Raw genomic sequence first — 24,735 nt, 5'->3', positions numbered from 1 at the left:
CTCTCAGCGTTCAAACGATGTTCAGTTGCGTTCTGCCATGGACAGGCGCAGATAGGCATAACTGCGCGCCCACCCCTCCATCCGGGCGCGCCCACAGGACCGAAAAGATGACCAAATTTCGTGCATTGGGTCTGGTGGCGGCATCTGCGGCAGCGCTGCTCGCGCTGTCGGGTTGCGCAACCAATTTCAAGGCGGACGTCGCCCGCTTCCAGCGGATGCCGGCCCCCGCCGGACAGAGCTTTGCCGTGGTGGCGGACGATCCGCGCCTCGCCGGCGGCCTGGAATTCTCGCATTATGCCGGCCTTGTCGGCGCGCAGATGGCAAAGTTCGGCTATCAGCCCTCCAACGATCCCGCCAAGGCCGATCTGGTCGTGCGCATCGCCTATGATGTCGACAATGGCCGGGAAAAGGTGCGCAGCACCGGGGTCGGCGATCCCTGGGGCAGTGGCTGGGGCGCCGGCTGGGGCTGGGGCCCGCGCCGCTATTATGGCGGCCGCTTCGCCTATGGCTTCTACGATCCGTTCCTGTTCGGGCCCGGCTTCGGCGGCTATAACGACGTGTCCAGCTACACCGTCTACACCAGCGATCTGGAAATGAAGATCGACCGTGCGGCCGATGGCGTGCGCCTGTTCGAGGGCAAGGCCCAGGCCCAGTCGCTCAGCAACAAGCTCACTTACCTGATCCCCAATCTGGTGGACGCGATGTTCGTGGACTTCCCCGGCCAGTCGGGCGAGAATATCAAGATCACCCTCGCGCCCGAGCCCAAGACCCCGCAACGCTAGGGCTCAGCGCCGGGTTTCGGCGCACGACATAGGCGATGGCTCCCAAGCGCGCCTGAAATGGCCCGGCGACACCCGTCGCCGGGCTTTCTTTTTGCTCCATCCACCTTTTGCCCGGCCACCCTCTGCCCGGCCATCGGCATGCCCGCACGCCTTTCCTTTTCCCGCCACCGCGATAGGCTGTGCCCCAGGGGGCGAGACGGGGCGAACCCCGCCGGCCGGAGGATGGCTGACCGTATCGGGGGAAAATCGCGTGTCGCTGACTGTCAGGATTCTCATCGCCCTTGTCCTGGGCCTCTCATGCGGCGTGCTGCTGGCAGAGCTTGCCCCGCAATGGGAGCCCGGCGTCGTTTCCATCGCCCAGCCGGTGGGCAAGGCCTGGCTCAACGGCCTGCAGATGCCGCTTATCCCGCTGATCTTCGGCCTGCTCGTCACCGGCGTCGCCAGCGCGGCGGACAGCGCCCGCACCAGCGGCCTTGCCGGGCGCACCCTGGCGATCTTCGCGGGCGCGCTGCTAGGATCGGCGGGCATCGCCGCGGTCCTGGGGACGGCGCTGCTGCACTGGTGGCCGGTGCCTGCTGGGGCCGTCGGCGCGCTCGCCGGCACCGGATCGATCGCCGAGGTGGCGGACGTGCGCCCATCGGCCGACTGGCTGTTGGGCTTCATTCCCGCCAATCCCATCAAGTCGGCGGCCGAAGGGCAGGTGGTCGCCGTCGTCCTCTTCGCGCTGGTCTTCGGCTTTGCCGTCACCCGCATCGCGCGCGAGGCGAGCGAAAGGCTGGTCGGGGTGATCGGCGCCATGGTCGATGCGCTGCTGGTGCTGGTCGGCTGGGTGCTGTGGCTGGGGCCGATCGGCGTCTTCGCGCTGGCGCTGGTCGCGGGCAGCCGCTCCGGCCTCGCGACGGCAGGGGCGCTGCTCCATTATATCGCCTTCATCGTCGTCATCTGCATCGTGGTGACGCTGCTCGTCTATCCGCTCGTCATGCTCTTTGGCCGGATCGCGCCGGGCCGCTTCGCCCGCGCCGCGCTCCCGGCGCAGATCATCGCCTTTTCGACGCAATCCTCCATCGCCTCGCTGCCCGCGATGATCGGCGCGAGCGACGATGCCCTTGCCGTCCGGCCCGCGACCCGGTCGATCGTGCTGCCGCTCGCCATCTCGCTGTTCCGCATCACCAGTCCGCCCGCCAATCTCGGCATCGCGCTCTACGTGGCGGCGCTGAACGGCGTGCCCCTTGGCCCCATGCAGCTGGTCGCCGGTGTCGCGGTCGCCGCCATCGTCAGCCTGGCGGCTGTGGGCCTGCCCAGCCAGATCACCTTCTTCACCACCACCGGCCCCATCTGCCTTGCCATGGGCGTGCCGGTGGAGGCCCTACCCCTGCTGCTGGCGGTGGAAACCGTGCCGGACATCTTCCGCACCGTCGGCAATGTCACCGCCGACATGGCCGTCACCCGGATCGTGGACCAGCGCGGCGCCATGGCATAGGCGCAAGGGACCCGATCCGGCGTATACCGATCCGGAGCGCGTCCGGGCACGAATCGGGGCCAAGCGCCATCGCGCGCGAATCCATCTGGCCAAATCGCTGCCGGTCAGGCATGAAATCCCCACAACAAGAAGCCGGCCGAAAGCCGCGCCACACGTCGCCGTGACATGAGACGCCGGCAACATGGCAGGGAGGGAGACACCAGATGCAGGGCATGGGCGAAATCTGTCCATTCGATTTCAACTTCGATCCAGTGACATTCAAGGTCGGCGATGTCGTCAGCTATCGCGTGACCGGCAGTCTGGAAGGGTGGCCCTTTGCCGGCACGCTTGTCGAAGTGCATGAGGACCATGTGATCATCAGCGCGGAAGCCGACGACCCGAACAGCCGCCTGCGCGGCACCCGCGAAAGCCGGCCGGTCGTGGACGAAGCGGAAATCCGCTGAATGCGCGTGATTCCCGACCGGCCATCGCGGCAGATCGGATTGCGGCCAATCAAGGATAGAGAGCGGGCGGATATGCCCGCGCCGGCAGTGGCGGCGGCCGCCGTGCCCGTTCAGGGGGCGGTCGTCACGGCACCCGCCGCGCCGTCAATATCCTGATCTGCGGCGCCAGCATCTGCCCCTTCATCACGCCCTCGCCCAGCGTCGGCGAAAGCGGCGCGGCAAGGATGTGCCTTACCACGTCCATGCCCGCCACCACATGGCCGAAGGCGGCAAAGCCCGCATTGTCGCCGGGCAGCGCGGGATTGGCGTCCATCGATGTCATCTCGCCCAGCGTGATGAAGAAATCCGCCGTGGCCGACCCCGGCGCATAGCGCGCCATGGAGATGGTGCCATCGCCATGCGTCAGCCCCGTCTTCGTCGTCGGCTCATGCGCGATCGGCGGCAGGATGCGCTTGGGGTCGTTCTGCGCCCCGCCCTGGATGAAGCCGTAGCGCATCGTCTCCCGGTCGCCCACGGCGCGGTAGAAGCCGGTGCCGTCCAGCCGCTTCTGGTCGACATAGCGCAGGAAATTGCCGGCGGTGACCGGCGCGCGCTCCACCTCCACCGCGATGTCGATATCGCCCGCCTCCGTCTGCAGCCGCACGATGACGGTGCGCGGCGCGGGCGCCGGCGGCGCATCCGGCACGGTCTGCGCGGCGGCGGGCATGAGCGCGGCGAAAAAGGCGAAGGCGATCAGCAGGGCGGTCTTCATGCCCCCAACCTAAAGCGATTCGCTCCCCGAAGGAAACATCCTGAAGCCACCACCCCCACCGTCGCCCATTCCGCTCAGGCCGAGGCGAAAAGAGTGATTTTCGAGAACCCGCGCGCAGCCTGCTCAAGCATGCGAACACCGAAGGCACAGAAAATCGCGCTCTGCAGCCCGGCCTCAGCGGAATGCAGTCAGCTTTCGAGGCGGCGCTGGAGGGCGCGGATATCCGCGTCGATATCCGGGTTGGTCTGCCGCAGTTCCTCGATGGTGCGCACCGCGTGGATCACCGTCGAATGATCGCGCCCGCCAAAGATGCGGCCGATTTCGGGGAGCGAGCGCGGCGTCATCTTCTTGGCGAGGTACATCGCCACCTGCCGCGGCCGGGCGACGGCACGCGCGCGCCGCTTGGAGCGCATTTCGGCGGGCTCGATCCGGTAATGCGCGGCGCAGGCCTTCTGGATCTCGTCCACGGTGATGCGGCGGGCATTGGCGCGCACGGCATCGGCCAGCATCGCCTGCGCGAATTCCAGGTCGATGCGGCGCTCGGTCAGCTGGCCATAGGCCAGCAGCTTGTTGAACGCGCCTTCCAGCTCGCGGACATTGCTGCGGATCGAGCGCGCCAGGAAGTCCACCACCGCATCGGGCACCGGCGGATCGCCCGCCACCGCGCGCTTCGCCTCCAGGATCGCGAGGCGCAGGTCGAGATCGGCGGGCTGGATATCCGCGACAAGACCGCCCGCCAGACGCGAGAGGATGCGCGGGTCGACGCCGTCCAGCTGCTGCGGCGGCCGGTCGGCACTGATGACGATGCGCGCGCCGGTTTCCACCAACTCGTTGATCGTGTGCAGGAATTCCTCCTGCGTCGGCCCCTTGCCGGCGATGAACTGGATATCGTCGATCAGCAGCAGCCGCGCGCTCCGCAAGCGTGCCTTGAAATCCATCATCGCGTTCGCCCGCAGGGCCGCGACGAATTCCATCATGAACTTTTCGGCCGACATATAGATGACGGCGGCATGCGGCGCATGGGCGAGATAGGCGCCGGCAATGGCATGCAGCAGATGCGTCTTGCCCTGCCCCGTGCTGCCATGGACGAACAGCGGGTTGAAGCGCGGCTCCGCCCGTTCCGCCATCGCACGCGCGGCGGAAAAGGCGAGCTGGTTGCTCTCCCCCACCACGAATTCGTCGAAGCTGTGACGCGGCTGGAAACCGCCCGCGGGGCGACGGGGCGCCGCGACGGGCGCCGGTTCCATCAATGCGGCATCCGCGGCGGTCGTGGCGGCGGCCAGCGCCAGCGCACGCGGCGCCTGGGCATCGGGTGCGCACAGGATGCGCACGTCGCGCACACCGGCCTGCGCGGTCCGCCAGGCGAGGCGCAGGCGATCGCCGAACTGGCCGGCGACGAAATTGGCGGAAAATTCGGACGACACCAGAATGTCGAGCGTCTGCGAATAGGCGCAATAGCTGCCGAGGCGCGCGGGCTTGAGCCACTGGTCGAACATGCGGGCGCCGACATCGCGGCGCAGCCCGGCACGCAGAAGCGTCCATGCCGCCTCCAGCGCCTGTCGCTCCGCGCCATCCTCGTCGCTGTCCGATCCTGCCTGCGCCTGCGGCAGGTCGGCGGGCACAGCACGGGCCTGCGCCTGGTCGAGGGCAATCTCGATCACGTCGCTTCCGGCGCCCCACCCGTTATCGCCCTGACCCGTCATCCTGTCCGTAGACTCCACATTCTTGCCTTACGGCTTTTTCTGAAACACCCCATCTCGCATGCACGCAGGCACCAGTTCGAAAAGCCGCCCCCGACCTTCGTTTGGATGATTATCAAGCAATGCAATGACTGCGGAAACCGACTCGCTTCGCAGCCCGGAGGATCGGTTTAGACAGGGGTTCGAGAGTCGGGCAAGGGCAAGCGAAGTCAAAATTCTGAAATAAACCGTTTGACTCCCGCAACCCCGCAATATTGCTGGACTTCCATCTATCTATTTGTTTTCAATAGATAAATTTATAGCCACTTTGAATATACCCACTCGAATCGCGGGAAATCCTCAGGTTTCAGAAAAGTGACGCTCCCGTGACATTTGTCCCGCGGTCGATGCGGCGGCGCAACAAAAAAGGCCCGCCGGATCTCCGGCGAGCCTTCCATAATCGTTACGAGAACGAATCGCGGCGGGCGATCAGCCCAGCGCGCCAACCCGCTTCGTCAGGCGGCCGAACTTGCGGGCCGCGGTATTCTTGTGCAGCACGCCGCGGGCAACGCCACGGGCCAGCTCGGGCTGAACGGCCTGAAGCGCGACGGTCGCGGCATCCTTGTCACCGGCGACGAGGGCGGTTTCCACCTTCTTCACCAGGGTGCGGATGCGGCCGATACGGCTGCCATTGATCTCTGCCCGGCGCGCGTTGCGGCGGATGCGCTTCTTTGCCTGCGGCGTATTTGCCATGCCTGTCCTCGAACCATCTGCGAAAAAGTAAAGGCGCGGGAATCAGCCCGCGGCCCGTGAAGGAGGCGCCATTAACGCAACGGCGCCCCATCGTCAACCAAGCGCATGCCGGTTTCTCCGGCATTCCCCGCACGGCTCCACGCATGGCGGCGCGGCCTTATCGCTGACAGGCGACGCAATGGAAGGTCGATCGGCCGCTGTCAACGCGACGGCGCACGATAGCGCCGCAGGGGCATGCCTCCCCCTCGCGCCCGTAAACCCGCCATTGCTTTGAAAAATAGCCCAGTTCCCCATCGGGCCGGGCATAATCGCGCAAGGTCGACCCGCCCGCCAGGATCGCCGCCTCCAGCACCGTGCGAATCGCCTCGACCAGCCTTTTGAGGCGCGGTCCGCCGATGCTCCCGCTGGGCCGCGTGGGGGCGATGCCCGCCATGTTCAGCGCCTCGCACACATAGATATTGCCCAGCCCCGCGACGATTCGCTGGTCCAGCAATGCCGCCTTGATCGGCGCGGCCTTGCCGGCAAGCGCCGTTTTCAGGGAGGCGGCGCTGAAATCCGGGCCCAGCGGCTCCGGCCCCATGCGCGTGAACGGGCCGAACGCCGCCCACGCCTCCGTGCGCACCAGATCGAGCGAACCGAATCGGCGCGGGTCGTTGAGCGACAGCCGCCGGCCCCCTGCCGTCTCGATCAACAGATGGTCGTGCGGCCCGATGCTTTCGGGGTCCACCCGCCAGCGGCCCGACATGCCGAGGTGAAAGATCATGCTGTCGCCCCGGTCGGTCGCGATCAGCCCATATTTCGCCCGGCGCGACAACCCCGTCACCCGCGCGCCCGTCAGCCGCTGGCGCAGGTCGGGCGGGATCGGCCAGCGCAGGTCGGCGCGGCGCGGTTCGACCAGCGTCAATATGTCGCCGTCGATGACGCTGCGCAGACCGGCGACCGTGGTCTCGACTTCGGGAAGCTCAGGCATGATCGGTATCTAGGGATCGAACGGGCAAAGCGATAGGGTCGCCCGCAAAGGAAAACAGGCACGGAAAACTGCCATGGGGCCTTTATGCCTTCGCGCGCCGAGGCTAGGGTGGCGGCCATGCAGCGATTTCGGACGGCACGGATGGGAAGCGCGGCGGCCGCCGCTTTGGCATTATCCGCCTGTGCGGGCGGCAATTTCCGGCCGGTGAGCGACGCCCCCGTCAAAATCGGCAAGGCCTATACGGTGCGCGGCGCCACTTATGTGCCCGCCGCCGATCCCGCCTATGACATGCTGGGCTATGCGAGCTGGTACGGCCATGAATCGGGCAACCGCACCGCCAATGGCGAACGCTTCCGCCCCGGCTGGATCACCGCCGCGCATACCACATTGCCGCTGCCCACCTATGTCGAGGTGACGTCGATCGAAACCGGCCGGCGGATCATCGTGCGGATCAACGACCGGGGACCGTTCGTGCGGGGGCCGCGCATCATCGACCTGTCGCGCGGCGCGGCGCAGCAGCTTGGCATGACGGCCGCCGGCCAGGCGCCGGTGCGCGTCCGCCGGATCGAACCGTCCGAGCAGGACCGCGAACGGCTGCGCAAGGGCAAGCCCGCGCGCGCCTTGCCGCCGGTGCCGGCAGAGGTGCTGCAGAACCTGCGGGCGCAACTCTCGGCATCGGGGCATTAGCGCCGGCGGCATCGGCCGCCATTTTTCCCGCTTAACGCTGGAATGGCGCGGCAAGTCCGTCTAGAGCCGGCGGCATGAGCGAAACAGTGTCCTTTGGCTATCGCGACGTCGATGCCGAGCAAAAGGCCGGCATGGTCGGCGAGGTCTTCTCCAGCGTCGCGCGCAATTACGACCTGATGAACGATGCGATGTCCGGCGGGATGCATCGGCTGTGGAAGGACCAGTTGGTCCGCCGCATCAAGCCGCGTCCGGGCGAGGCATTCCTCGACATGGCCGGCGGCACCGGCGACATCGCCTTTCGCCTGCACGCCAAGGGTGCGCATGTGACCGTGGCGGACATCAACCCGGACATGCTGGCGGTGGGCATGCAGCGCGCCGCAAAGCGCGGGCTCACCGGCCTCAGCTGGTCGGAGCAGAATGCCGAGACGCTGAGCTTCGACGATCGCACGTTCGACGGCTACACCATCGCCTTTGGCATCCGCAACGTCACCCATATCGACAAGGCGCTGAGGGAAGCCCACCGTGCGCTGAAGTTCGGCGGCCGCTTCTTCTGCCTGGAATTCTCGACCACCACCTGGCCGGGCTTTGCCGAAGTATATGACAGCTACTCCCACAAGCTGGTGCCCAAGATCGGCAAGCTGCTGGCGAAGGATGAGGACAGCTATCGTTACCTGATCGAATCGATCCGCCGCTTTCCCCCGATGGAAAAATTCGCCGGCATGATCCGCGACGCAGGCTTCGCGCAGGTGAAGGTGGAGCCGATATTGGGCGGCCTGGTCGCGATCCACAGCGGCTGGAAGATTTGAGCCACCCCCGATGACGGCCCATGTCACGCATCTCTGGCGCCTGCTCAAATGGGGGCGCATCCTCGCGCGCCATGGCGCATTGCGCGGGATCGAGCGCGATCCGCTGACGCCCGCGCCCGTCCGCCGCCTGACGCGCCTTGCCCGCTTCGGCGCGCGCGTGCCCAAACAGCCGCGCTATGCCGACGCGTTCCAGGCCATCGGCCCCGCCGCGATCAAGCTGGGCCAGACGCTCGCCACCCGCCCCGATCTGGTCGGCGAGGAAGCGGCGAACGACCTGCTGCGCCTGCAGGACGCGCTGCCGCCCATGCCCTTTGCGGCGATCCGGGCGCAGATCGAGGCTGGCCTGGGCCGACCGCTCGAAACGCTCTACGCCAGCTTCGATGAAGTGCCGGTGGGCGCCGCCTCCATCGCGCAGGTCCACCGCGCCGTCACGACGGACGGGCGCGACGTCGCCGTGAAGGTGCTGCGCCCCGGCGTCGCCGATCAGTTCGCGCGCGACATCCAGACCTATGAATGGGCCGCCGCCCATGTCGAGCGGCTGGGCGGGGAAGTGGCGCGGCTGCGCCCCCGGCTCGTCATCGCCAACCTCAAGCGCTGGACGGCGCGCGAACTCGATCTGCGGCGTGAAGCGGCATCCGCATCCGAACTGGCCGAGGCGATGCAGGCCGAGCCCGGCTACACCATCCCCGCCGTCGACTGGGACCGGACATCGGGCCGGGTGATGACGATGCAATGGGTGGACGGCATCAAGATTTCGGACCGCGCCGCACTGATCGCGGCGGGCCACGACCTTCCGGCCATCGCCGCCCGCCTCGTCAACGCCTTCCTGCGGCAGGCGATTGCGGAAGGCTTCTTCCATGCCGACATGCATCAGGGCAATCTGTTCGTGACGGCCAATGGCGACATCGTCGCCATCGACTTCGGCATCATGGGGCGGATCGACCGGCGCGCGCGCATGTGGCTGGCGGAGATTCTCTACGGCCTCATCACCGGCAATTACCGCCGCGTCGCGGAAATCCACTTCGAGGCGCAATATGTGCCCGCCCATCATGACGTCGCCGAATTCGCGACCGCCCTGCGCGCGGTGGGCGAGCCGATGCGCGGCAAGCCGGTCAGCGAACTGTCGGTCGGCAGCATGCTGGACGGCCTGTTCGCCATCACCCGCGATTTCGACATGCAGACCCAGCCGCACCTGCTGCTGCTGCAGAAGACGATGGTGATGGTGGAGGGCGTGGCCACCGCGCTCGACCCCACGATCAACATGTGGGAAACCAGCGGCCCCTATGTGAAGGAATGGCTGCGCACCGAACTGGGGCCGGAAGCCGCGATCGCCGACAGCCTGATCCAGAACCTGCGCACGCTCCGGCGCCTGCCCGATCTGGTCCGCCGGATCGAGGACGCCTTCCCCGAAAAGGGCGGCGCCCCGCCACCGCCGCCATTGCCCGAGGTCAGGCTGATGCACATCGGCACGGGATGGAAATATGCGGTCGTGGGCCTGATCGCGGCGGCCGCAGGCGCCGGTGCCATGGCCCTGCTGCCGCTGCTGGGCTGAAACGCCGGCCCGGCCCGGCCGGGCAAACCCCCTGTTAACCACGCCCGGCTATGGCGGTTGCTCGCTTCAACGAGGAACCGTCCCTTGCGCTATCCCGACCTGCTCCGCCAGCCGACGCGCTTTGCCGCGATGCCCGGCCGCGCCGCGCAAGCCATATGGGCGATATTGGCGGCCCTGTTCCTGTGGGGCACGGCCGCCAGTTGGATCGTGGTAGGCCCCAGCCGCCCGGTAGTGGTGGCGGTTCAGCCCATGGGCGCCCCCATCGATCGCGACGCCGCCGGTCAGGGCGACATCCATCTGTACCAGACGATCATCGACGATGTCCGCGCGGGCAAGGGCTATTATGCCGCCGCCGCGCAGGAATTGCGGACACAGGATTATCCCCTGCGCCCCTTCGTTGCCTTTCGCCTGCCCACGCTTGCCATGGCGCTGGCGGCGATGCCGGATTTCATCGGCTGCATGACGCTCGCCCTGCTGTGCGGCGCGGTGATCCTGGCCTGGACGCAGCGCATCGGCCCCACGTTCAAAAGGCAGGAAATGGCCGCCCCCGTCTCGCTGCTGCTCATGCTGGGCTGCGTGACGATCGGCAATCCGACACTCACGGTCTTCCATGAAAGCTGGGCGGCGCTGCTCCTTGCCCTGGCCCTTGCGGTGCATCGCCCGGCACGCTTCCCGCGGCTCTGGTGGCCCAGCGTGCTGCTCGCGCTGCTGGCGGTGCTGATCCGCGAACTGGCGCTGCCCTTCCTGCTGCTGATGGCCGCGCTCGCCCTTTATCAGCGCCGCCGGACCGAAGCGACGGGGTGGATCGCCGCCATCGCCCTGTTCGGCATCGCACTCGCCCTGCATGCGCATCAGGTGGCACTGGTCACGACCGCCGCCGACCCGGCTTCGCCCGGCTGGGCGGCGATGGGCGGCTGGACCTATTTCATCGCATCCGTCCATATGTCGACGGTGCTGACCTATCTGCCCACTCCCTTTGCGGCGGCGGCGGTGCCATTGGCGCTGCTCGGCTGGGCGGCATGGCGCGATTCGTCGGGCCTTGCCACCTTCCTGTTCCTGTCGGGCTTTGCCCTGTTGATGATGCTGGCCGGGCGGCCGGACAATTTCTACTGGGCGGTGATGGTCGACCCGCTCTTGCTGACCGGCCTGATCTTCGTGCCCGCCGCGCTGCGCGACCTTGCCCTTGCGGCCCGCGCGCCTCGACGACGTGACATTGCACTGACGCCCGCGTCCGACTAGGACAGGCGCCCGATGGACAAGCGCATTCTCCTCATCCTGTCCGGCGGGATCGCCGCCTACAAGTCGCTCGAACTGGTGCGCGTTCTGCGCCGCCAGGGCATTGCCGTGCGGGCAGTCCTGACGGAAAGCGCGAAACAGTTCGTGACCCCGCTCAGTCTGGGCGTGCTGACGGAGGATCATGTCTATGACGACCTGTTCGACCTGAAGGCGGAGCGGGAGATCGGCCATATCCAGCTGTCACGGCAGGCCGACTTGATCGTCGTTGCCCCTGCCACCGCCAACATCCTGGCAAAGATGGCAAACGGCATCGCCGACGACCTTGCCACCACCATCCTGCTCGCCACCGACAAGCCGGTGTTGGCGGTGCCCGCGATGAATGTGCGCATGTGGCACCACAAGGCCACCCAGCGGAACCTGGCGCAACTGCGCGCCGATGGCGTTGCGATCATGGAGCCGGATAGCGGCGACATGGCCTGCGGCGAATGGGGCAAGGGGCGCTTGCCCGAGCCCGAGGCGATCGGCGCGGAGATCGCGCGCATGCTGGCAAGCGGTGACGCCCCCTCCGTTTGTCCCGAGCCTGTCGAAGGGCAGTCCTTTTCTTGCGAAGCCGAGAACGGAGCTTCGACAAGCTCAGCCCGAACGGAGGTGGGGGCATTCCAAGGCCCCCTCACCGGCAAGCATATCCTCATCACCGCCGGCCCCACGCATGAGCCCATCGACCCGGTGCGCTACATCGCCAACCGATCCTCCGGCAAACAGGGTTTCGCCATTGCCGCCGCCGCCGCGCAGGCCGGCGCACGCGTGACGCTGATCGCCGGCCCCGTGACCCTCCCCACTCCGCCCCACGTCACCCGGATCGACGTGGAAACCGCGCGGGAGATGCTGGTCGCCGTCGAAGCCGCGCTGCCCGCGGACGCCGCGATCATGGTCGCCGCCGTCGCCGACTGGCGCACCGCCGATCCGGCGGATCAGAAGCTCAAGAAATCGGGCGATGCGCCTGCGCCACTCGCGCTTGTCGAGAACCCGGATATCCTTGCCACCCTTGGCCACCACATACAGCGCCCCGCCCTGCTGATCGGCTTTGCCGCCGAGACCGAGAAGGTCGCCGCCCACGCCCAGGCGAAGCTCGCCAGGAAGGGCGCGGACTGGATCGTCGCCAATGACGTGTCGGGTGACGTGATGGGTGGCGACGCCAACAGCGTCCATATCGTTACCGCCAACGGCATCGAAAGCTGGGAAGAACTGCCCAAGCACGCCGTCGCCCAACGCCTGATCGAGAAAGTCGCCGATGCCCTCTCCCCTGTCGCCCATTGAAATCCGCCTGAAGCGCCTGCCCCATGGCGAGGGCCTGCCCGTGCCGCATTATGCGACGGCGCATGCGGCGGGCATGGACGTGGTGTCGGCCGAGGATGTGACGCTGGCGCCCGGCACCCGCTATCCCGTCGCCACCGGCTTCGCCATCGCTATCCCCGAAGGCTATGAGGTGCAGGTGCGCCCGCGGTCCGGCCTGGCGCTCAAACATGGCATCACCCTGCCCAACACGCCGGGCACCATCGACGCGGACTATCGCGGCGAGTTGAAGGTGCTGCTCATCAACCTGGGCGACAGGCCCTTCCCCATCGCGCGCGGCGACCGGATCGCCCAGCTGGTGGCCGCCCCCGTCCAGGTCGCCCGCTTCGCCGAGGTCGATGAACTGGACGAGACGGTGCGCGGCGAAGGCGGCTTCGGCTCCACCGGGATCGCCACGGCCACCGCCACGCCATGACCACGCCAGCGCCGCTCACCGATACCCAGCTTGAGCGCTATGCGCGCCATATCGTGCTGAAGGAGATCGGCGGCGCGGGGCAGATGCGGCTGCTGTCCGCCCATGTCGCCATCGTCGGCGCGGGCGGCATCGGCAGCCCGGCGATCCAGTATCTGGCGGCGGCGGGCGTCGGCACCTTGCGGGTGATCGACGACGATCATGTCGCGCTGTCCAACCTGCAGCGGCAGGTGCTGTTCACCGGCGACGATATCGGCCTGCCCAAGGGGGAGGCGGCGATGGCGGCGGTCGCGCGGCTAAACCCGGACGTGAAGCTCATCCCCATCAACCAGCGGCTGGATGCGGCAAATGCCGCGCTGCTGCTGCGCGACGCCGATGTCATCCTGGACGGCAGCGACAGCTTCGCCACCCGCCTTGCGGTGTCGGATATGGCGACGGCGCTGCGCATCCCGCTCGTCTCCGCCGCCGTGGGGCAGTTCGACGGGCAGCTGGGCGTGTTCCGGGGATGGGAGGCGGACAAGCCCTGCTATCGCTGTTTCGTGGGCGGCAACCCCAGCCGCGCCGACGCCAGCTGCGCCGATCAGGGGGTGATGGGCGCGCTCACCGGCATCATGGGCAGCCTTGCCGCGCTGGAAGTGATCCGCGCGCTGGTGCCCTTTGGCGAGGAGAGCGCGGGCAAGCTGCTGCTGGCCGACGCGCTGTCGCTGCGCTTCCGCACGCTCACCCTGCCCAAGGACCCGGCCTGCCCGGTCTGCGCCGCGGCGCAGACCCCGCCGCAATCATGCCCGGCCTGAAGATCGCGCTGCTCACCCCGGATGCCGAACGGTTCCGGGGCGCGCTGACCCTGGCCGCCGCGCATGTCGCGCTTGGGCGACCGGCGACGCTGTTTCTCCAGCTGGACGCGGTGCGCCTGCTGGCCCCGCCCGTCACCGCGCCGCAGGATGCGACCCATATCGCCGCCGGCCTCCCCGGCCTGGCGCGGCTGCTGGAGGATTCGCTCTCGCTGGGCGTATCGCTGCTCGCCTGCCAGAGCGGGTTGGCGCTTGCCGGGCTCGACCTGGCAACGCTCGATGCCCGCATCGCGGCCACGGGCCCGCTCGCCTTCCTGCAGGGCCTGGAACCGGACGACCGGCTCATCATCGTCTGAGAGTGTGTTTGAGAAAGCGCGGCAGAGCGCTTTTCCATGGCGGGTCCAGCCCGCTCCCCCGTCATTCGCCGATCGGCATCACGTCGACACTGGTGGCCAGATGCTGCGCGCCCTCACCCACCACCACGCCGTCGATCGGCGCCACATCGCCATAATCCCGGCCCATGGCGACGAAGATATGGTCGGTGTCGGTGATGCAGCCATTGGTCGGGTCCAGCCCCACCCAGCCGCGCTGCGGCCCGCACCACAGCGCAACCCAGGCATGCATGGCATCCACGCCGACAAGGCGCGGCTGGCCCGGCGGCGGCAGGGTGCGCAGATAGCCGCTGACATAGGCCGCCGGCAGCCCCACGGAGCGCAGCGCGACGATCAGCACATGGGTGAAATCCTGGCAGACCCCCCGGTGCATCGCAAAGGCGCGGCGCACGGGGGTATCGGCCTCGGTCGCATCCGGATCGTAGAGGAATTCGGCTTGTATCCGGCGCGCCAGCGTCAGCCCCGCATCCAGCACCGGCGCATCGGGCCGCAGCATGTCGCGCGCCCACTCGCCGATCTCCGTCGCGATCGGCACCAGCGGCGAACGGTGCAGATAATTGGCCGGCGCCATCGCATCCAGCCCCCGCCAGTCCACCGCCGCCCGCGCCGCCTGCGATATGGTCAGCCCGTCGCCGGGCATGTCCAGCATCGCATCCTCGACCTGCACGGTGAAGCGGCTGCGCACCGACAAAGCCGAAAGCGGCCCGTCTATCGTCACCCGCGCGACATGGACCGGCCAGGCGCCATCGCGCGTCATGATGTCCGATGCCGCCGGGTCGACATCCAGCCGGTAGTCGCTGACCAGCTGGCCCGGCCAGGGCGTCGGCTGCAGCCGCAGGTTGAACCGCGCGACGCGGACGGGCGTGTCATAATCCACGCGGGTCAGATGATCGACCTGATAGATCATGCGAGCCGCGTCATGCCGACGGCACGCTCCGCATCGCGCCCCTGCAGGAAAAACCGCGTGCCGATGGCATCCGAAAGGGCCAGCAGGCGCGTCTCGATGGCTTCCAGGGCGGCCACGTCCAGCCGATCGGCGGATGTCGCGGCAAGGCTGGCGACGATGGCGTTGCAGATCTGCACCGGCGCTTCGGGCATCCCGTCGTTGCGCAGCGAGGGCAGCACCGCCAGATGCCTGGCCACCCGCTCGATCTGGAAGGCGAGCGACCGCGGGTTCTGCGGTTCCAGCCCCAGCATGTCTCGGATCGGGTAGAGCGACAGGCCCGACAGATAGCGCATGCGATAGCTGATCTGGCAATCGGTCAGGTCGAGCAGGACGTTGAGGTCGTCCGACCGCGCGCCATCATGGGCAAAGGCGGTCAGCAACCGGCACAGGTGGATCGCGCGCTCGATCCGCCGCCCCAGATCGTGGAAGCGCCAGCCATGGCCGCGCACCATATTCTCGGCGGCCAGACCGCTGAGCGCCGACAGCCGGTTGATGAGCGTGCCGACATGCTCCAGCAGCGGCTCGGCGCGGCTATGTTCGGCACGCCCCAGCGGCGCCGACAGCAGCCGCCAATATTCCGCCGCCAGCCGCTCGCGAATGCCTTGCCCGACGGTCGCCGCCGACCCGAGCAGGGCGTGGACGCTGCCCGGCTGCGCGGTGTCGGCAATCGCCTCCCGGCAGAGCGCGGTGATCCCCTTCTGCGCATCCTCGGGCTCAACCGCGCCCCAGCCGGCGAGCAGTCCGGCGACACGCGTCATGGTCTCATGCTCCAGCGCGGCGGCGCCATCCGCCTCGATCGTGCCGCCCAGCAGCGCGCGCACCATGCGCAGGGTCATCTCCGCGCGTTCCAGGTAGCGGGTCAGCCAGAACAGATTGTCCGCCGCCTTGCTGGGCAGCGTGCCCGCGACCCGGCGGATCGGCGGGGAAAACGCAGCGTCGAGCAGGGACACGACCTCCTCCGGCGTGTCGGAGACGATGCACACGTCCGCCGCCATATCGCCCTCGCCCATCAGCACGGCACGGATGTCGCCATGGCCGGCAAGGCGGGCGAAACCGCCCGGCATGATCCGCCATTCGCCATTCTGGTCCCGCGTCACGAACACGCGCAGGGTGAAGGGCCGGGGCACCAGCTCCCCATTGACGATGGCGGGCGTGGTCGAAAGCTGGACAAGCTCCTGCCCCACATAGTCCATCGGCCGGCGCGCCATCCCGTCGAGCAGTGCGGCGCGATGGGCATCGTCCAGCCGCGCGCCGATATGCCCACGGCCATCCTCCAGTCCCGGCACCGGCTCGGCATAGGCGGAACCGATCGCCATATTGTCGAGCCCGGCCAGCACCATGTCCCGCTCCGCCGGTTGCCCGCACCACCATGTCGCGATGTTGGGCAGGATCAGGCCGCTGCCCAGCAGGTCGTCCGCCAGGCTGGGCAGGAACGCGCCGAAGGCCGGCGATTCGGCGATGCCCGCGCCGGGCCAGTTGGCGACCACCAGCCCGCCCTTGGCGATCGCGGCGAACAGGTCCGGCACGCCGATGCGCGAGCGCGAATCGAAGGTCAGCGGATCGAGGAAGCGGGTGTCCATCCGCCGCCAGATCGCATCGATCCGCTTGATCCCCTCGATCGTGCGGACATAGAGGCGGTCGTCCTGCACGGTCAGATCCTCGCCCTCGACCAGCAGCAGGCCGAGATAGCGGGCCAGATGCGCCTGTTCGGCATAGCTCTGGTTGAAGCGGCCCGGCGTGAGCAGCGCGATGCGCGGATCGCTGCGCGTGCAGCATTGGGCAAGGCCGTGGCGGAAGGCGGCGAAGAAGGGGGCCAGGCGCCGCGCCGAAAGCCGGCCCAGCAGGTCGCCGGTCACGCGCGCCATCGCCAGCCGGTTTTCCAGCGCATAGCCGGCCCCCGTGGGCGCCCGCGTATGATCGGCCAGCACCCGCCATTCGCCATTGGGTCCGCGCGCCAGGTCGGCCGCGTAGAAATGCAGGTAGCGCCCGCCCGGCGGGTTCACGCGCTCCATCTGCCGCCACCAGCTGCGGCTGCCGGTCACGACCGCGGCGGGCAGGCTGCCATTGGCGACCAGTTGCTGCGGGCCATAGACATCGGCGAGGATGTGTTCCAGCAGCTCGGCACGCTGAGCCATGCCCGCCTCTATCACCCGCCATTCGCCCGCCGCGATCAGCAGCGGCACGGGGCTGAGCGGCCAGGCGCGCTCATCGGGCTCGCCGGCCAGGCGGAAGGCCATGCCAAGGTCCAGCACCTGCCGGGCGGCGCGCTCCTGCAGGGGCGCGAAATCGCCGTCGCCATGCGCCAGCAGCGCTTCCAGCATGTCCTGCCAGCGCGTCGCCATGTCCGGCGGGGCGGACAGCATCAGGTCGCCCGCATTCGCCTCCGCCTCATAGCGGCGCAGCATCGGCATGGCCTGATCCTGGGCCCGGTCATCGGCCTGCCATCCGGCGGCCACCGGATCGCGGATCATGTGCGGGCGGCCGGGCGCCGCAGATCGAGTGTCATGGGAAATTCCCCCGGATATTCTTCCGGCGGAATCGCCGCCGCGCCCGGCGAATGGCCATGATCCTGGAAGCGGGCCTTGCGCCGCGCTTCGGCCTCATAGCTGTTGACCGGAACGTCATCATAATGGCGTCCGCCCGGATGCGCGACATGATAAACGCAGCCACCCAATGAACGCCCGCTCCACTGGTCCAGCACGTCGAAGGTCAGCGGCGCATTGGCGGGCAGGCGGGGGTGCAGGCAGTTGGCCGGCGCCCATGCCTTGTACCGCACGCCGCCCACCACCTCGCCCGGAACGCCGGTGGGCGTCATCGGCACGCGGCGGCCGTTGCAGGCGATGACATGACGGCCCGCGACCAGCCCGCTCGCCTTCACCTGCAGCCGTTCGGTCGAGCTGTCGACATAGCGCACCGTGCCACCGATCGCGCCGGTTTCGCCCAGCACATGCCAGGGCTCCAGCGCATGGGTGATCTCCAGATGCACGCCACCCGCATCCACCGCGCCATGGGTGGGGAAGCGGAACTGCCGCTGCGCTTCGAACCAGTTGGGGTCGAAATCATAGCCCGCGCCGCGCAGGTCGGCGAGCACGTCCATGAAGTCCGTCCACACGAAATGCGGCAGCATGAAGCGGTCGTGCAGGGTCGTGCCCCAGCGGATCAGCCCGCCCTTTTGCGGCGTGCGCCAGAACCAGGCGGTGAGCGCGCGCAGGATCAGCTGCTGCGCCAGGCTCATCTGCGCGTCCGGCGGCATCTCGAACCCGCGGAACTCGACCAGGCCCAGGCGGCCGGTGGGGCCATCGGGCGAGAACATCTTGTCGATGCAGATCTCGGTGCGATGGGTGTTGCCGGTGACGTCGACCAGCAGGTTGCGGAACAGCCGGTCGACCAGCCACGGCGGCGGCATCTCGCCCTCATCGGGCGCGGGCACCTGCGAGAGCGCGATCTCCAGCTCGTACAGGCCGTCATGCCGCGCCTCGTCGATGCGGGGCGCCTGGCTGGTGGGGCCGATGAACAGGCCGGAGAAGAGATAGCTGAGCGAGGGGTGCCGCTGCCAATAGAGCACGAAGCTCTTGAGCAGGTCGGGCCGGCGGATGAAGGGCGAATCGTTGAGGCTGGGCCCGCCCAGCACCAGATGATTGCCCCCGCCGGTGCCGATGGCGCGGCCGTCCACCATGAACTTGTCCGCCGTCATCCCGCGCTTACGGGCGATAGCATACAGCTCCTCGGTGATCTGGACGGTTTCGGCCCAGCTGGCGGCGGGCTGCACGTTCACTTCGACCACGCCGGGGTCGGGCGTGACCTTCAGCACCTTCAGGCGCGGATCGGGCGGCGGTGCATAGCCTTCGATCCGCACCTGCACCTGCATCGCGGCGGCGGCGCGCTCGATCTGCGCGATCAGCTCCAGATAATCCTCCAGCGCACGCAGCGGCGGCAGGAAGACGGTGAGATAATGGCCTTTGGGCTCGACCGTCAGCGCCGTGCGCACCGCACCGTCGACGCCGATCTCCTGCTCCACCCGTTCCTGCGCGCTGGTTTCGGCGGCGGTCCCGCGCGAGGCGACCTGCAATCGCCCGGCGCCTTCCTCCCGCATGGGCGCCGCCAACGGCGCCTGCGCGCGATAATCAGGCAGCGGCTCGCGCGGCTCGCTGGTGTCGCGGGCGTGGATATAGGGGAAGTCGGATGGCGGCACATAGGGCAGCGATCCCAGCGGCAGGCGATAGCCCAATGCCGAATCGCCCGGCACTGCAAACAGCCTGCCCCGGCGCAGCTTCCACCGCTCGCTCTGCCAGCGCGGCGCCGTCACCTGCGACTGCCAGCGCTGGATCGGCAGCGCATAGCCGATGGGGTTGGCGAGGCCGCGTTCGAATGCGCGCACCATGCGGGCGCGTGCTTCGGGATCGTCGATCTTGGGATCGGTCGGATCGGTATTTTCCGGCAGGTCCGCCTCCTTGACCGACCAGGCCAACGCATCCTCATAGACCGGCGCGACGAATTCGGGCTCCAGCTCCAGCCCCCGCGCCATCGCCGCCAGGAACGCCGCCGCCATCTCCGGCGTCGCGTCCGGCTTGCCGGCGCCGTCTTCCCGCGCGATCAGGCTGGCGTCGCTCCATACCGGCACGCCATCCCCGCGCCAGTAGAGCGCATAGGCCCAGCGCGGCAGGCTTTCGCCCGGATACCATTTGCCCTGCCCATGATGCAGCAGGCCACCGGGCGCGAACACATCGCGCAGGTCGCGCACCAGCGCATCGGCATAGCCCGCCTTGGTGGGTCCGACGGCATCGCCATTCCATTCCGGTTCCTCGCCGCCCTCCACCGCGACGAAGGTCGGCTCGCCGCCGGTCGTCAGGCGCACGTCCTGCGCCACAAGGTCGGCATCCACCTGTTCGCCCAGCGCCATCAGCGCACTCCAGCGATCCTCGGTAAAGGGCTTGGTGATGCGCACCGCCTCGGCAATGCGCGAGACGCTCATCTCGAAACGGAAATCGACCTCGGCGGGTTCGGCCATGCCGGTGATCGGCGCGGCCGAGCGATAATGCGGCGTCGCGCAGAGCGGGATATGCCCCTCGCCCGCGAACATGCCCGATGTCGCGTCCAGCGCCACCCAGCCCGCGCCCGGCACATAGGCCTCCGCCCAGGCGTGGAGGTCGACCACATCCTGGGTCACGCCCCTGGGCCCTTCGACCGGCTCGACATCGGCCACCAGCTGGATCGAATAGCCGGAGACGAACCGCGCCGCAAAGCCCAGCCGGCGCAGCAGCTGCACCAGCAGCCAGGCGCTGTCCCGGCAGGAGCCGATGCCCACCTCCAGCGTCTCCTCGGGCGTCTGCACGCCCGTTTCCATGCGGATCACATAGCCGATGCGCTGCTGCAGCTTCGCATTGACGTCGACCAGGAAATCGATCGTCCGCCCCCGGAAGCGCGCATGGTCGGCGACCAGCCCTTCGAACAGCGGCCCCTGCGGCTCGATGTCGAAATAGGCGGCCAGATCGGTCTTCAGCTGATCGTCATAGGCGAAGGGGTACTCCTCCGCATAAGGCTCCACGAAGAAGTCGAAGGGGTTGATGATGTCGAGATCGGCGAGCAGGTCGACCTCGATCGAGAAATGATCGACAGGCTCGGGAAAGACGATGCGGGCGAGCCAGTTGCCGTGCGGGTCCTGCTGCCAGTTCAGGAAATGCCCGGCGGGCAGGATCTTCAGCGCGTAATTGGGCACCTTCGTCCGGCTGTGCGGCGCGGGGCGCAGGCGGATGACCTGCGGCCCCAGCCTGATCGGCCGACTATAATGATAGGAGGTGAGGTGATGCAGGCCCGCTTTCAACATGCCGCCTAGAGAACGTCATCCACTATTGCGATGCAACATAAATATGCGTCATCGCCCCGATCGCATCGTCAAGGCAGCGTCGCGATCCAGCCGGGCAGTTCGGCAAGGCTTTCAAGCTGCCGGAAACGGGGATGCGCCTGCGGATGGGCGGCGGCCTCGTGCGACCATGACAACGGTTGGGGGATGAAGGCGGCATGGGCCCCCGCCGCCGGCGCCGGCAGGACATCCGACCGCATCGAATCACCCGCCATCACCGCCTGTTCGGGCTCGACGCCGAAGCGGGCGAACAGCCGCTCGAACGTCTCGGTCTTCTTGTCGCTGACGATCTCTATCGAGGAAAAGCGGTCGCCAAGGCCTGAGGCGGCGAGTTTCACTTCCTGATGCAGCAGCTCGCCCTTCGTCACCAGCACCAGCGGGGCGATATCCGCCAGCCGGTCCAGCGTCTCCTCGATCCCCGGCAACAGTTCGACCGGGTGCTGCAACAGGGTGCGCCCGGCCGCCAATATGCCGCTGATCGCCTCCATCGGCAAATCATCACCACAAAGTTCGATGGCCGCCTCGATCATCGACAGGGTGAAGCTCTTGGCGCCATAGCCGTAGATGTGGAGATTGCGCGTTTCCACCGCCGTCAGTGCATCGCGATCCACCCCGGCCCTGGCAAAAGGCTCCATCAGCGCAATCAGCGCAATCAGCGCCCGCTCGGCCTCATCGAAATGCCGCATATTGTGCCAGAGCGTGTCGTCTGCATCCAGGCAGACCAGTTTGATAGGCATGATGCATGCTCTAGCAGCGTGCGAGGCGCCCCGCTAGAGGACCGCCGCCACCAAACCCAGGTTCAACGCCTCCTGCGCTTCGAGATACCAGTTCTCCGGCGCGCGGGCGATCACCTCGTCCAGCGTCACCTGCGATCCGGCGACCAGATTGGCGAAGCCTTCATTCTGGATCGCGATCGACACCTCAATCTCGTTGATCGCGGCCTTCAGCGAGGCGATGCAGCTGGTCAGCGGCCCTTCGACATGCATGTTCCTGTCGATCAGCCGCTCATGGATCATCATCCGGGTGCCGCGCGTCAGATAGCGGTTCTCGATGGCGAAGAAGCTCATGAAGGTGGCGCCGGCCGAATAGATCGCGGTCTTGCCCAGGAAGACGAGGCGGCGGTCGGGCCGGATGTCGCTGTGGAAACGGATGTCCTCGCCCATCATGCGCGCAACCTCCGGATCGCCGCCCAGCGTCGAAAGCTCCACGATGACGAGCCCCTGCTGGGGCGCGGCGCCGAGCGCGCTGCGGAAGAACCGGTACATGTTGTAATCGACCGGGCCGCTCAACATGATGGCGGGCGTCTCGAAATCGGCGGCGGTCAGCGTCGCGAAGGGCATGATGGGGCTCGTGGGATCATGGGAGGGCAGGCACCCTTCCCTAACGAGCCCGGATCGCTTTGGTTGCAGCCCTGCCGGGGAAAGGCGCGCGCCGGCCGATACCCCTAGCAGCAGCGCCCGCCATTCTTGCCCCCGTAGCGGGCCTCCTGCCGGTCGCGGAAGAACTGCGTGCGGTCCATGGCCGGCTGGTCGGGATGATGCGCCGCCATATGGCGCAGATAGGCGTCATAATCGGGCAGGCCGACCATCAGCCGCGCGGTCTGCCGCAGGGTGGCGATGATCCCGCTCATTCGGCCGGGACCATCCGCCCGGAGACATCATGCGCCGGGATTTCCTGCGCCGTGGGCTGCGCACTGGCCCGCGCGGCGATGCAGGTGCGGATGGTGAAGAACAGGATGGAGAGCACCACCGCCAGGAACAGCCCGCACAGCGCCGCATCCACCCGGTCGTTGAAGATGATCCGCTGCATCTCCGCCATCGACTTGGCGGGCGCCAGCAGCGTGCCGGCCGCCGCCGCGTCGGCGAATTTCGCGGCATGGGCGAGGAAGCCGACCTTGGGATCGGCCGAGAGCAGCTTCATCGCGCCCGCCGTCAGCGTGCAGATGAGCAGCCAGGCGGTCGGCACCATCGTCACCCAGGCGAAGCGGTCGCGCTTCATGCGGAACAGCACGGCGGTCGCCAGCATCAGCGCGATGGCGGCCAGCATCTGGTTGGAGATGCCGAACACCGGCCACAGCGTATTCACCCCGCCCAGCGGATCGGTGACGCCCTGATAGAGGAAGAAGCCCCAGGCCGCGACGGTGAATGCCGTGGCGACGATGGCGGGCACATGGCTGCTCGTCTCCTTGAAGGACGGCACCGCCAGCGCGATCAGGTCCTGCAGCATGAAGCGTCCGGCGCGCGTGCCCGCGTCCACGGCGGTCAGGATGAAAAGCGCCTCGAACAGGATGGCGAAATGATACCAAAAGGCCTTCATCGCCGGGCCGCCGACGACATGGCTGAAGATTTCCGCCATCGCGACGGCCAGCGTCGGCGCGCCGCCCGCGCGGGAAATGATCGTATGCTCGCCCACATCCTTCGCCGTCCGGGTGATGAGGTCGGGCGAGATCGGGAAGCCCATGGCGGTCACGGCCGCGCTGGCGCTCGCAGCATCCGTGCCGATGATCGCGGCGGGTGCGTTCATGGTGAAATAGATGCCGGGGTCGAGGATGCTCGCCCCCACCAGCGCCATGATGGCGACGAACGCCTCCATCAGCATCGCGCCATAACCGATGAAGGGGGCATGGGCCTCGCTCGCGATCAGCTTGGGCGTGGTGCCGCTGGAGATGAGCGCGTGGAAGCCCGAAACCGATCCGCAGGCGATGGTGATGAACAGGAAGGGGAAGAGCGCGCCCGACCAGACCGGCCCATTGCCGCCGACGAACTGCGTCACCGCATGCATCTTGAGCGGCGGCGCCATGATGACGATGCCGATGGCGAGCGCCGCGATCGCGCCGATCTTGAGGAAGGTCGACAGGTAATCGCGCGGCGCGAGCAGCAGCCACACCGGCAGCACCGATGCAACGGCGCCATAGCCGATCAATATCCAGCACAGCTGCACCGGGGTGAAGATGAAGAGCGGCCCCCAGAAGGGCGAGGCCGCAATCGCCTGGCCATAGACGATGGCGGCGAGCAGGCCGACCAGCCCGATCAGCGAGACCTCGCCGATGCGGCCCGGCCTGATCCAGCGTGTATAGGCGCCCATCAGCATGGCGAGCGGCACCGTCGCCGCCACGGTGAACATGCCCCACGGGCTTTCGGCGAGCGCCTTCACCACGATCAGCGCCAGCACCGCGAGGATGATGATCATGATCGTGAAGGCGCCGAACAAGGCGATGGTGCCCGCCACCTGCCCCATTTCCATCCGCACCAGCTCGCCCAGCGACTTGCCGTCGCGGCGCATGGAGATGAAGAGGATCATGAAATCCTGCACCGCGCCCGCCAGCACCACGCCGGCGATGATCCACAGCGTGCCGGGCAGATAGCCCATCTGCGCCGCCAGCACCGGCCCCACCAGCGGTCCCGCACCGGCAATGGCCGCGAAATGATGGCCGAAGAGGACGGTACGGTCGGTCGCCACATAGTCGAGCCCGTCGGCCCGCCGGATCGCGGGCGTGGGTCGCGAGGGGTCCAGCCCCATCACCTGCCGCGCGATGAACAGCGCATAATAGCGATAGGCGACCAGGAAGATGCTGACCGCCGCGACGACGATCCACAGCGCGTTCACCGCCTCGCCGCGCACCGTGGCGACGACGGACAGGGCAAAGGCACCGATAATGGCAAAGGCGATCCAGGGAAGATGACGGGTCATGAGGGGCTGGCGATCCTCTGTTATGCTTTCACGCAGGCAGGATTACATCGCGCGTGCGCAAGATGCTACCGTTCAGGACGCCATTGCGGCTTTGGTCGAAGCCGATGGCCTGTCCGCCATCGGCCTGTTACAGGCGGCGCCCGGACGGCAGA

Annotated in this window: 22 protein-coding genes; 11 read left to right on the top strand and 11 right to left on the bottom strand. The window is 67.8% G+C overall.

Features of this window, described 5'->3' with window-relative positions:
- The first annotated feature begins 107 nt into the window (after positions 1-107).
- The 3 genes from WFP78_RS02980 (at position 108) to WFP78_RS02970 (ending at position 2,705) form a co-directional block, all read left to right on the top strand.
- Positions 108-782: a DUF4136 domain-containing protein gene (locus WFP78_RS02980; protein WP_336958501.1), complete on the top strand. Its 675-nt coding sequence runs from the start codon at positions 108-110 to the stop codon at positions 780-782.
- A gap of 250 nt (positions 783-1,032) precedes the next feature.
- The gene (locus WFP78_RS02975) at positions 1,033-2,262 is read left to right on the top strand and encodes a dicarboxylate/amino acid:cation symporter (protein ID WP_336958499.1); all 1,230 of its coding nucleotides are present in this window, start codon (positions 1,033-1,035) and stop codon (positions 2,260-2,262) included.
- A gap of 203 nt (positions 2,263-2,465) precedes the next feature.
- Positions 2,466-2,705 (top strand): hypothetical protein, encoded by a 240-nt coding sequence (locus tag WFP78_RS02970; protein WP_336958498.1) that lies wholly within the window; start codon positions 2,466-2,468, stop codon positions 2,703-2,705.
- 124 nt (positions 2,706-2,829) lie between these two features.
- Here WFP78_RS02970 and WFP78_RS02965 read toward each other — a convergent pair whose 3' ends face one another.
- The 4 genes from WFP78_RS02965 to mutM form a co-directional block, all read right to left on the bottom strand.
- A complete protein-coding gene (locus WFP78_RS02965; protein WP_336958496.1) occupies positions 2,830-3,456 on the bottom strand; it encodes a peptidylprolyl isomerase in 627 nt (208 codons plus the stop codon).
- Positions 3,457-3,644: 188 nt separating this feature from the next.
- Positions 3,645-5,066 (bottom strand): chromosomal replication initiator protein DnaA, encoded by a 1,422-nt coding sequence (gene dnaA / locus WFP78_RS02960; protein ID WP_336958884.1) that lies wholly within the window; start codon positions 5,064-5,066, stop codon positions 3,645-3,647.
- Between the two features lie 558 nt (positions 5,067-5,624).
- Positions 5,625-5,888, bottom strand: a complete 264-nt coding sequence (rpsT, locus tag WFP78_RS02955) for a 30S ribosomal protein S20 (protein ID WP_336958493.1) — start codon at positions 5,886-5,888, stop codon at positions 5,625-5,627.
- A 157-nt stretch (positions 5,889-6,045) separates the two neighbouring features.
- Positions 6,046-6,858, bottom strand: a complete 813-nt coding sequence (mutM, locus tag WFP78_RS02950) for a bifunctional DNA-formamidopyrimidine glycosylase/DNA-(apurinic or apyrimidinic site) lyase (RefSeq protein ID WP_336958491.1) — start codon at positions 6,856-6,858, stop codon at positions 6,046-6,048.
- Positions 6,859-6,975: 117 nt separating this feature from the next.
- On the opposite strand from mutM, the gene WFP78_RS02945 reads away from it, so the two are divergent.
- From WFP78_RS02945 to WFP78_RS02910, 8 genes are all read left to right on the top strand, one after another.
- Positions 6,976-7,545 (top strand): septal ring lytic transglycosylase RlpA family protein, encoded by a 570-nt coding sequence (locus tag WFP78_RS02945; protein ID WP_336958489.1) that lies wholly within the window; start codon positions 6,976-6,978, stop codon positions 7,543-7,545.
- Positions 7,546-7,619: 74 nt separating this feature from the next.
- A complete protein-coding gene (locus tag WFP78_RS02940) occupies positions 7,620-8,351 on the top strand; it encodes a class I SAM-dependent methyltransferase (protein WP_336958486.1) in 732 nt (243 codons plus the stop codon).
- A gap of 10 nt (positions 8,352-8,361) precedes the next feature.
- Positions 8,362-9,903: a 2-polyprenylphenol 6-hydroxylase gene (gene ubiB / locus WFP78_RS02935; RefSeq protein WP_336958484.1), complete on the top strand. Its 1,542-nt coding sequence runs from the start codon at positions 8,362-8,364 to the stop codon at positions 9,901-9,903.
- Between the two features lie 84 nt (positions 9,904-9,987).
- Positions 9,988-11,142 (top strand): hypothetical protein, encoded by a 1,155-nt coding sequence (locus WFP78_RS02930; protein WP_336958482.1) that lies wholly within the window; start codon positions 9,988-9,990, stop codon positions 11,140-11,142.
- A 12-nt stretch (positions 11,143-11,154) separates the two neighbouring features.
- On the top strand, positions 11,155-12,456 hold the full coding sequence (locus WFP78_RS02925; protein ID WP_336958480.1) for a bifunctional phosphopantothenoylcysteine decarboxylase/phosphopantothenate synthase: 1,302 nt from the start codon (positions 11,155-11,157) through the stop codon (positions 12,454-12,456).
- Positions 12,431-12,907: a dUTP diphosphatase gene (gene dut / locus WFP78_RS02920; protein WP_336958478.1), complete on the top strand. Its 477-nt coding sequence runs from the start codon at positions 12,431-12,433 to the stop codon at positions 12,905-12,907. Before WFP78_RS02925 ends, dut begins: the two co-directional genes overlap by 26 nt.
- Positions 12,904-13,698, top strand: a complete 795-nt coding sequence (locus tag WFP78_RS02915; protein ID WP_336958476.1) for a HesA/MoeB/ThiF family protein — start codon at positions 12,904-12,906, stop codon at positions 13,696-13,698. The genes dut and WFP78_RS02915 overlap by 4 nt, the downstream gene beginning before the upstream one ends.
- Positions 13,686-14,051, top strand: a complete 366-nt coding sequence (locus tag WFP78_RS02910) for a peroxiredoxin (RefSeq protein ID WP_336958474.1) — start codon at positions 13,686-13,688, stop codon at positions 14,049-14,051. The genes WFP78_RS02915 and WFP78_RS02910 overlap by 13 nt, the downstream gene beginning before the upstream one ends.
- A 61-nt stretch (positions 14,052-14,112) precedes the next feature.
- Here the strand turns inward: WFP78_RS02910 and WFP78_RS02905 are convergent, their stop codons facing one another.
- From WFP78_RS02905 to WFP78_RS02875, 7 genes are all read right to left on the bottom strand, one after another.
- Positions 14,113-14,994 carry a transglutaminase family protein gene (locus tag WFP78_RS02905; RefSeq protein ID WP_336958472.1) on the bottom strand — a complete coding sequence of 294 codons (882 nt, stop codon included), beginning with the start codon at positions 14,992-14,994 and terminating at the stop codon, positions 14,113-14,115.
- Positions 14,991-17,504 carry a circularly permuted type 2 ATP-grasp protein gene (locus WFP78_RS02900; protein WP_419722900.1) on the bottom strand — a complete coding sequence of 838 codons (2,514 nt, stop codon included), beginning with the start codon at positions 17,502-17,504 and terminating at the stop codon, positions 14,991-14,993. The genes WFP78_RS02905 and WFP78_RS02900 overlap by 4 nt, the downstream gene beginning before the upstream one ends.
- A complete protein-coding gene (locus WFP78_RS02895) occupies positions 17,501-20,857 on the bottom strand; it encodes a transglutaminase family protein (RefSeq protein WP_336958470.1) in 3,357 nt (1,118 codons plus the stop codon). Before WFP78_RS02895 ends, WFP78_RS02900 begins: the two co-directional genes overlap by 4 nt.
- 68 nt (positions 20,858-20,925) lie before the next feature.
- A complete protein-coding gene (locus WFP78_RS02890) occupies positions 20,926-21,630 on the bottom strand; it encodes an HAD family hydrolase (protein WP_336958468.1) in 705 nt (234 codons plus the stop codon).
- Positions 21,631-21,663: 33 nt separating this feature from the next.
- Positions 21,664-22,233, bottom strand: coding sequence for a peptidase S14 (locus tag WFP78_RS02885; RefSeq protein WP_336958466.1), 570 nt, complete (start codon positions 22,231-22,233; stop codon positions 21,664-21,666).
- A gap of 104 nt (positions 22,234-22,337) precedes the next feature.
- Complete coding sequence (locus WFP78_RS02880; RefSeq protein ID WP_336958465.1) at positions 22,338-22,523, bottom strand: YbdD/YjiX family protein; 186 nt, start codon at positions 22,521-22,523, stop codon at positions 22,338-22,340.
- Positions 22,520-24,583, bottom strand: a complete 2,064-nt coding sequence (locus tag WFP78_RS02875; RefSeq protein ID WP_336958464.1) for a carbon starvation CstA family protein — start codon at positions 24,581-24,583, stop codon at positions 22,520-22,522. The genes WFP78_RS02880 and WFP78_RS02875 overlap by 4 nt, the downstream gene beginning before the upstream one ends.
- Positions 24,584-24,735 lie beyond the last annotated feature (152 nt).

The sequence above is a fragment of the Sphingobium aquiterrae genome, assembly GCF_037154135.1.
GTDB lineage: Bacteria > Pseudomonadota > Alphaproteobacteria > Sphingomonadales > Sphingomonadaceae > Sphingobium > Sphingobium aquiterrae.
The sequence above is the reverse complement of the archived record's forward strand: the minus strand, read 5'-3'. Positions and strand labels throughout refer to the sequence as shown.

What these genes read in the sequence shown, in the direction of transcription:
- WFP78_RS02940 (WP_336958486.1), top strand. Translation starts at nt 7,620, where the DNA reads ATGAGCGAAACAGTGTCCTTTGGCTATCGCGACGTCGATGCCGAGCAA.
- ubiB (WP_336958484.1), top strand. Translation starts at nt 8,362, where the DNA reads ATGACGGCCCATGTCACGCATCTCTGGCGCCTGCTCAAATGGGGGCGC.
- WFP78_RS02915 (WP_336958476.1), top strand. Translation starts at nt 12,904, where the DNA reads ATGACCACGCCAGCGCCGCTCACCGATACCCAGCTTGAGCGCTATGCG.
- mutM (WP_336958491.1), bottom strand. Translation starts at nt 6,858, where the DNA reads ATGCCTGAGCTTCCCGAAGTCGAGACCACGGTCGCCGGTCTGCGCAGC.
- WFP78_RS02980 (WP_336958501.1), top strand. Translation starts at nt 108, where the DNA reads ATGACCAAATTTCGTGCATTGGGTCTGGTGGCGGCATCTGCGGCAGCG.
- WFP78_RS02925 (WP_336958480.1), top strand. Translation starts at nt 11,155, where the DNA reads ATGGACAAGCGCATTCTCCTCATCCTGTCCGGCGGGATCGCCGCCTAC.
- dut (WP_336958478.1), top strand. Translation starts at nt 12,431, where the DNA reads ATGCCCTCTCCCCTGTCGCCCATTGAAATCCGCCTGAAGCGCCTGCCC.
- WFP78_RS02880 (WP_336958465.1), bottom strand. Translation starts at nt 22,523, where the DNA reads ATGAGCGGGATCATCGCCACCCTGCGGCAGACCGCGCGGCTGATGGTC.
- WFP78_RS02890 (WP_336958468.1), bottom strand. Translation starts at nt 21,630, where the DNA reads ATGCCTATCAAACTGGTCTGCCTGGATGCAGACGACACGCTCTGGCAC.
- rpsT (WP_336958493.1), bottom strand. Translation starts at nt 5,888, where the DNA reads ATGGCAAATACGCCGCAGGCAAAGAAGCGCATCCGCCGCAACGCGCGC.
- WFP78_RS02910 (WP_336958474.1), top strand. Translation starts at nt 13,686, where the DNA reads ATGCCCGGCCTGAAGATCGCGCTGCTCACCCCGGATGCCGAACGGTTC.
- WFP78_RS02895 (WP_336958470.1), bottom strand. Translation starts at nt 20,857, where the DNA reads ATGTTGAAAGCGGGCCTGCATCACCTCACCTCCTATCATTATAGTCGG.
- WFP78_RS02875 (WP_336958464.1), bottom strand. Translation starts at nt 24,583, where the DNA reads ATGACCCGTCATCTTCCCTGGATCGCCTTTGCCATTATCGGTGCCTTT.
- WFP78_RS02905 (WP_336958472.1), bottom strand. Translation starts at nt 14,994, where the DNA reads ATGATCTATCAGGTCGATCATCTGACCCGCGTGGATTATGACACGCCC.
- WFP78_RS02965 (WP_336958496.1), bottom strand. Translation starts at nt 3,456, where the DNA reads ATGAAGACCGCCCTGCTGATCGCCTTCGCCTTTTTCGCCGCGCTCATG.
- WFP78_RS02885 (WP_336958466.1), bottom strand. Translation starts at nt 22,233, where the DNA reads ATGCCCTTCGCGACGCTGACCGCCGCCGATTTCGAGACGCCCGCCATC.
- WFP78_RS02970 (WP_336958498.1), top strand. Translation starts at nt 2,466, where the DNA reads ATGCAGGGCATGGGCGAAATCTGTCCATTCGATTTCAACTTCGATCCA.
- WFP78_RS02900 (WP_419722900.1), bottom strand. Translation starts at nt 17,504, where the DNA reads ATGATCCGCGATCCGGTGGCCGCCGGATGGCAGGCCGATGACCGGGCC.
- WFP78_RS02945 (WP_336958489.1), top strand. Translation starts at nt 6,976, where the DNA reads ATGCAGCGATTTCGGACGGCACGGATGGGAAGCGCGGCGGCCGCCGCT.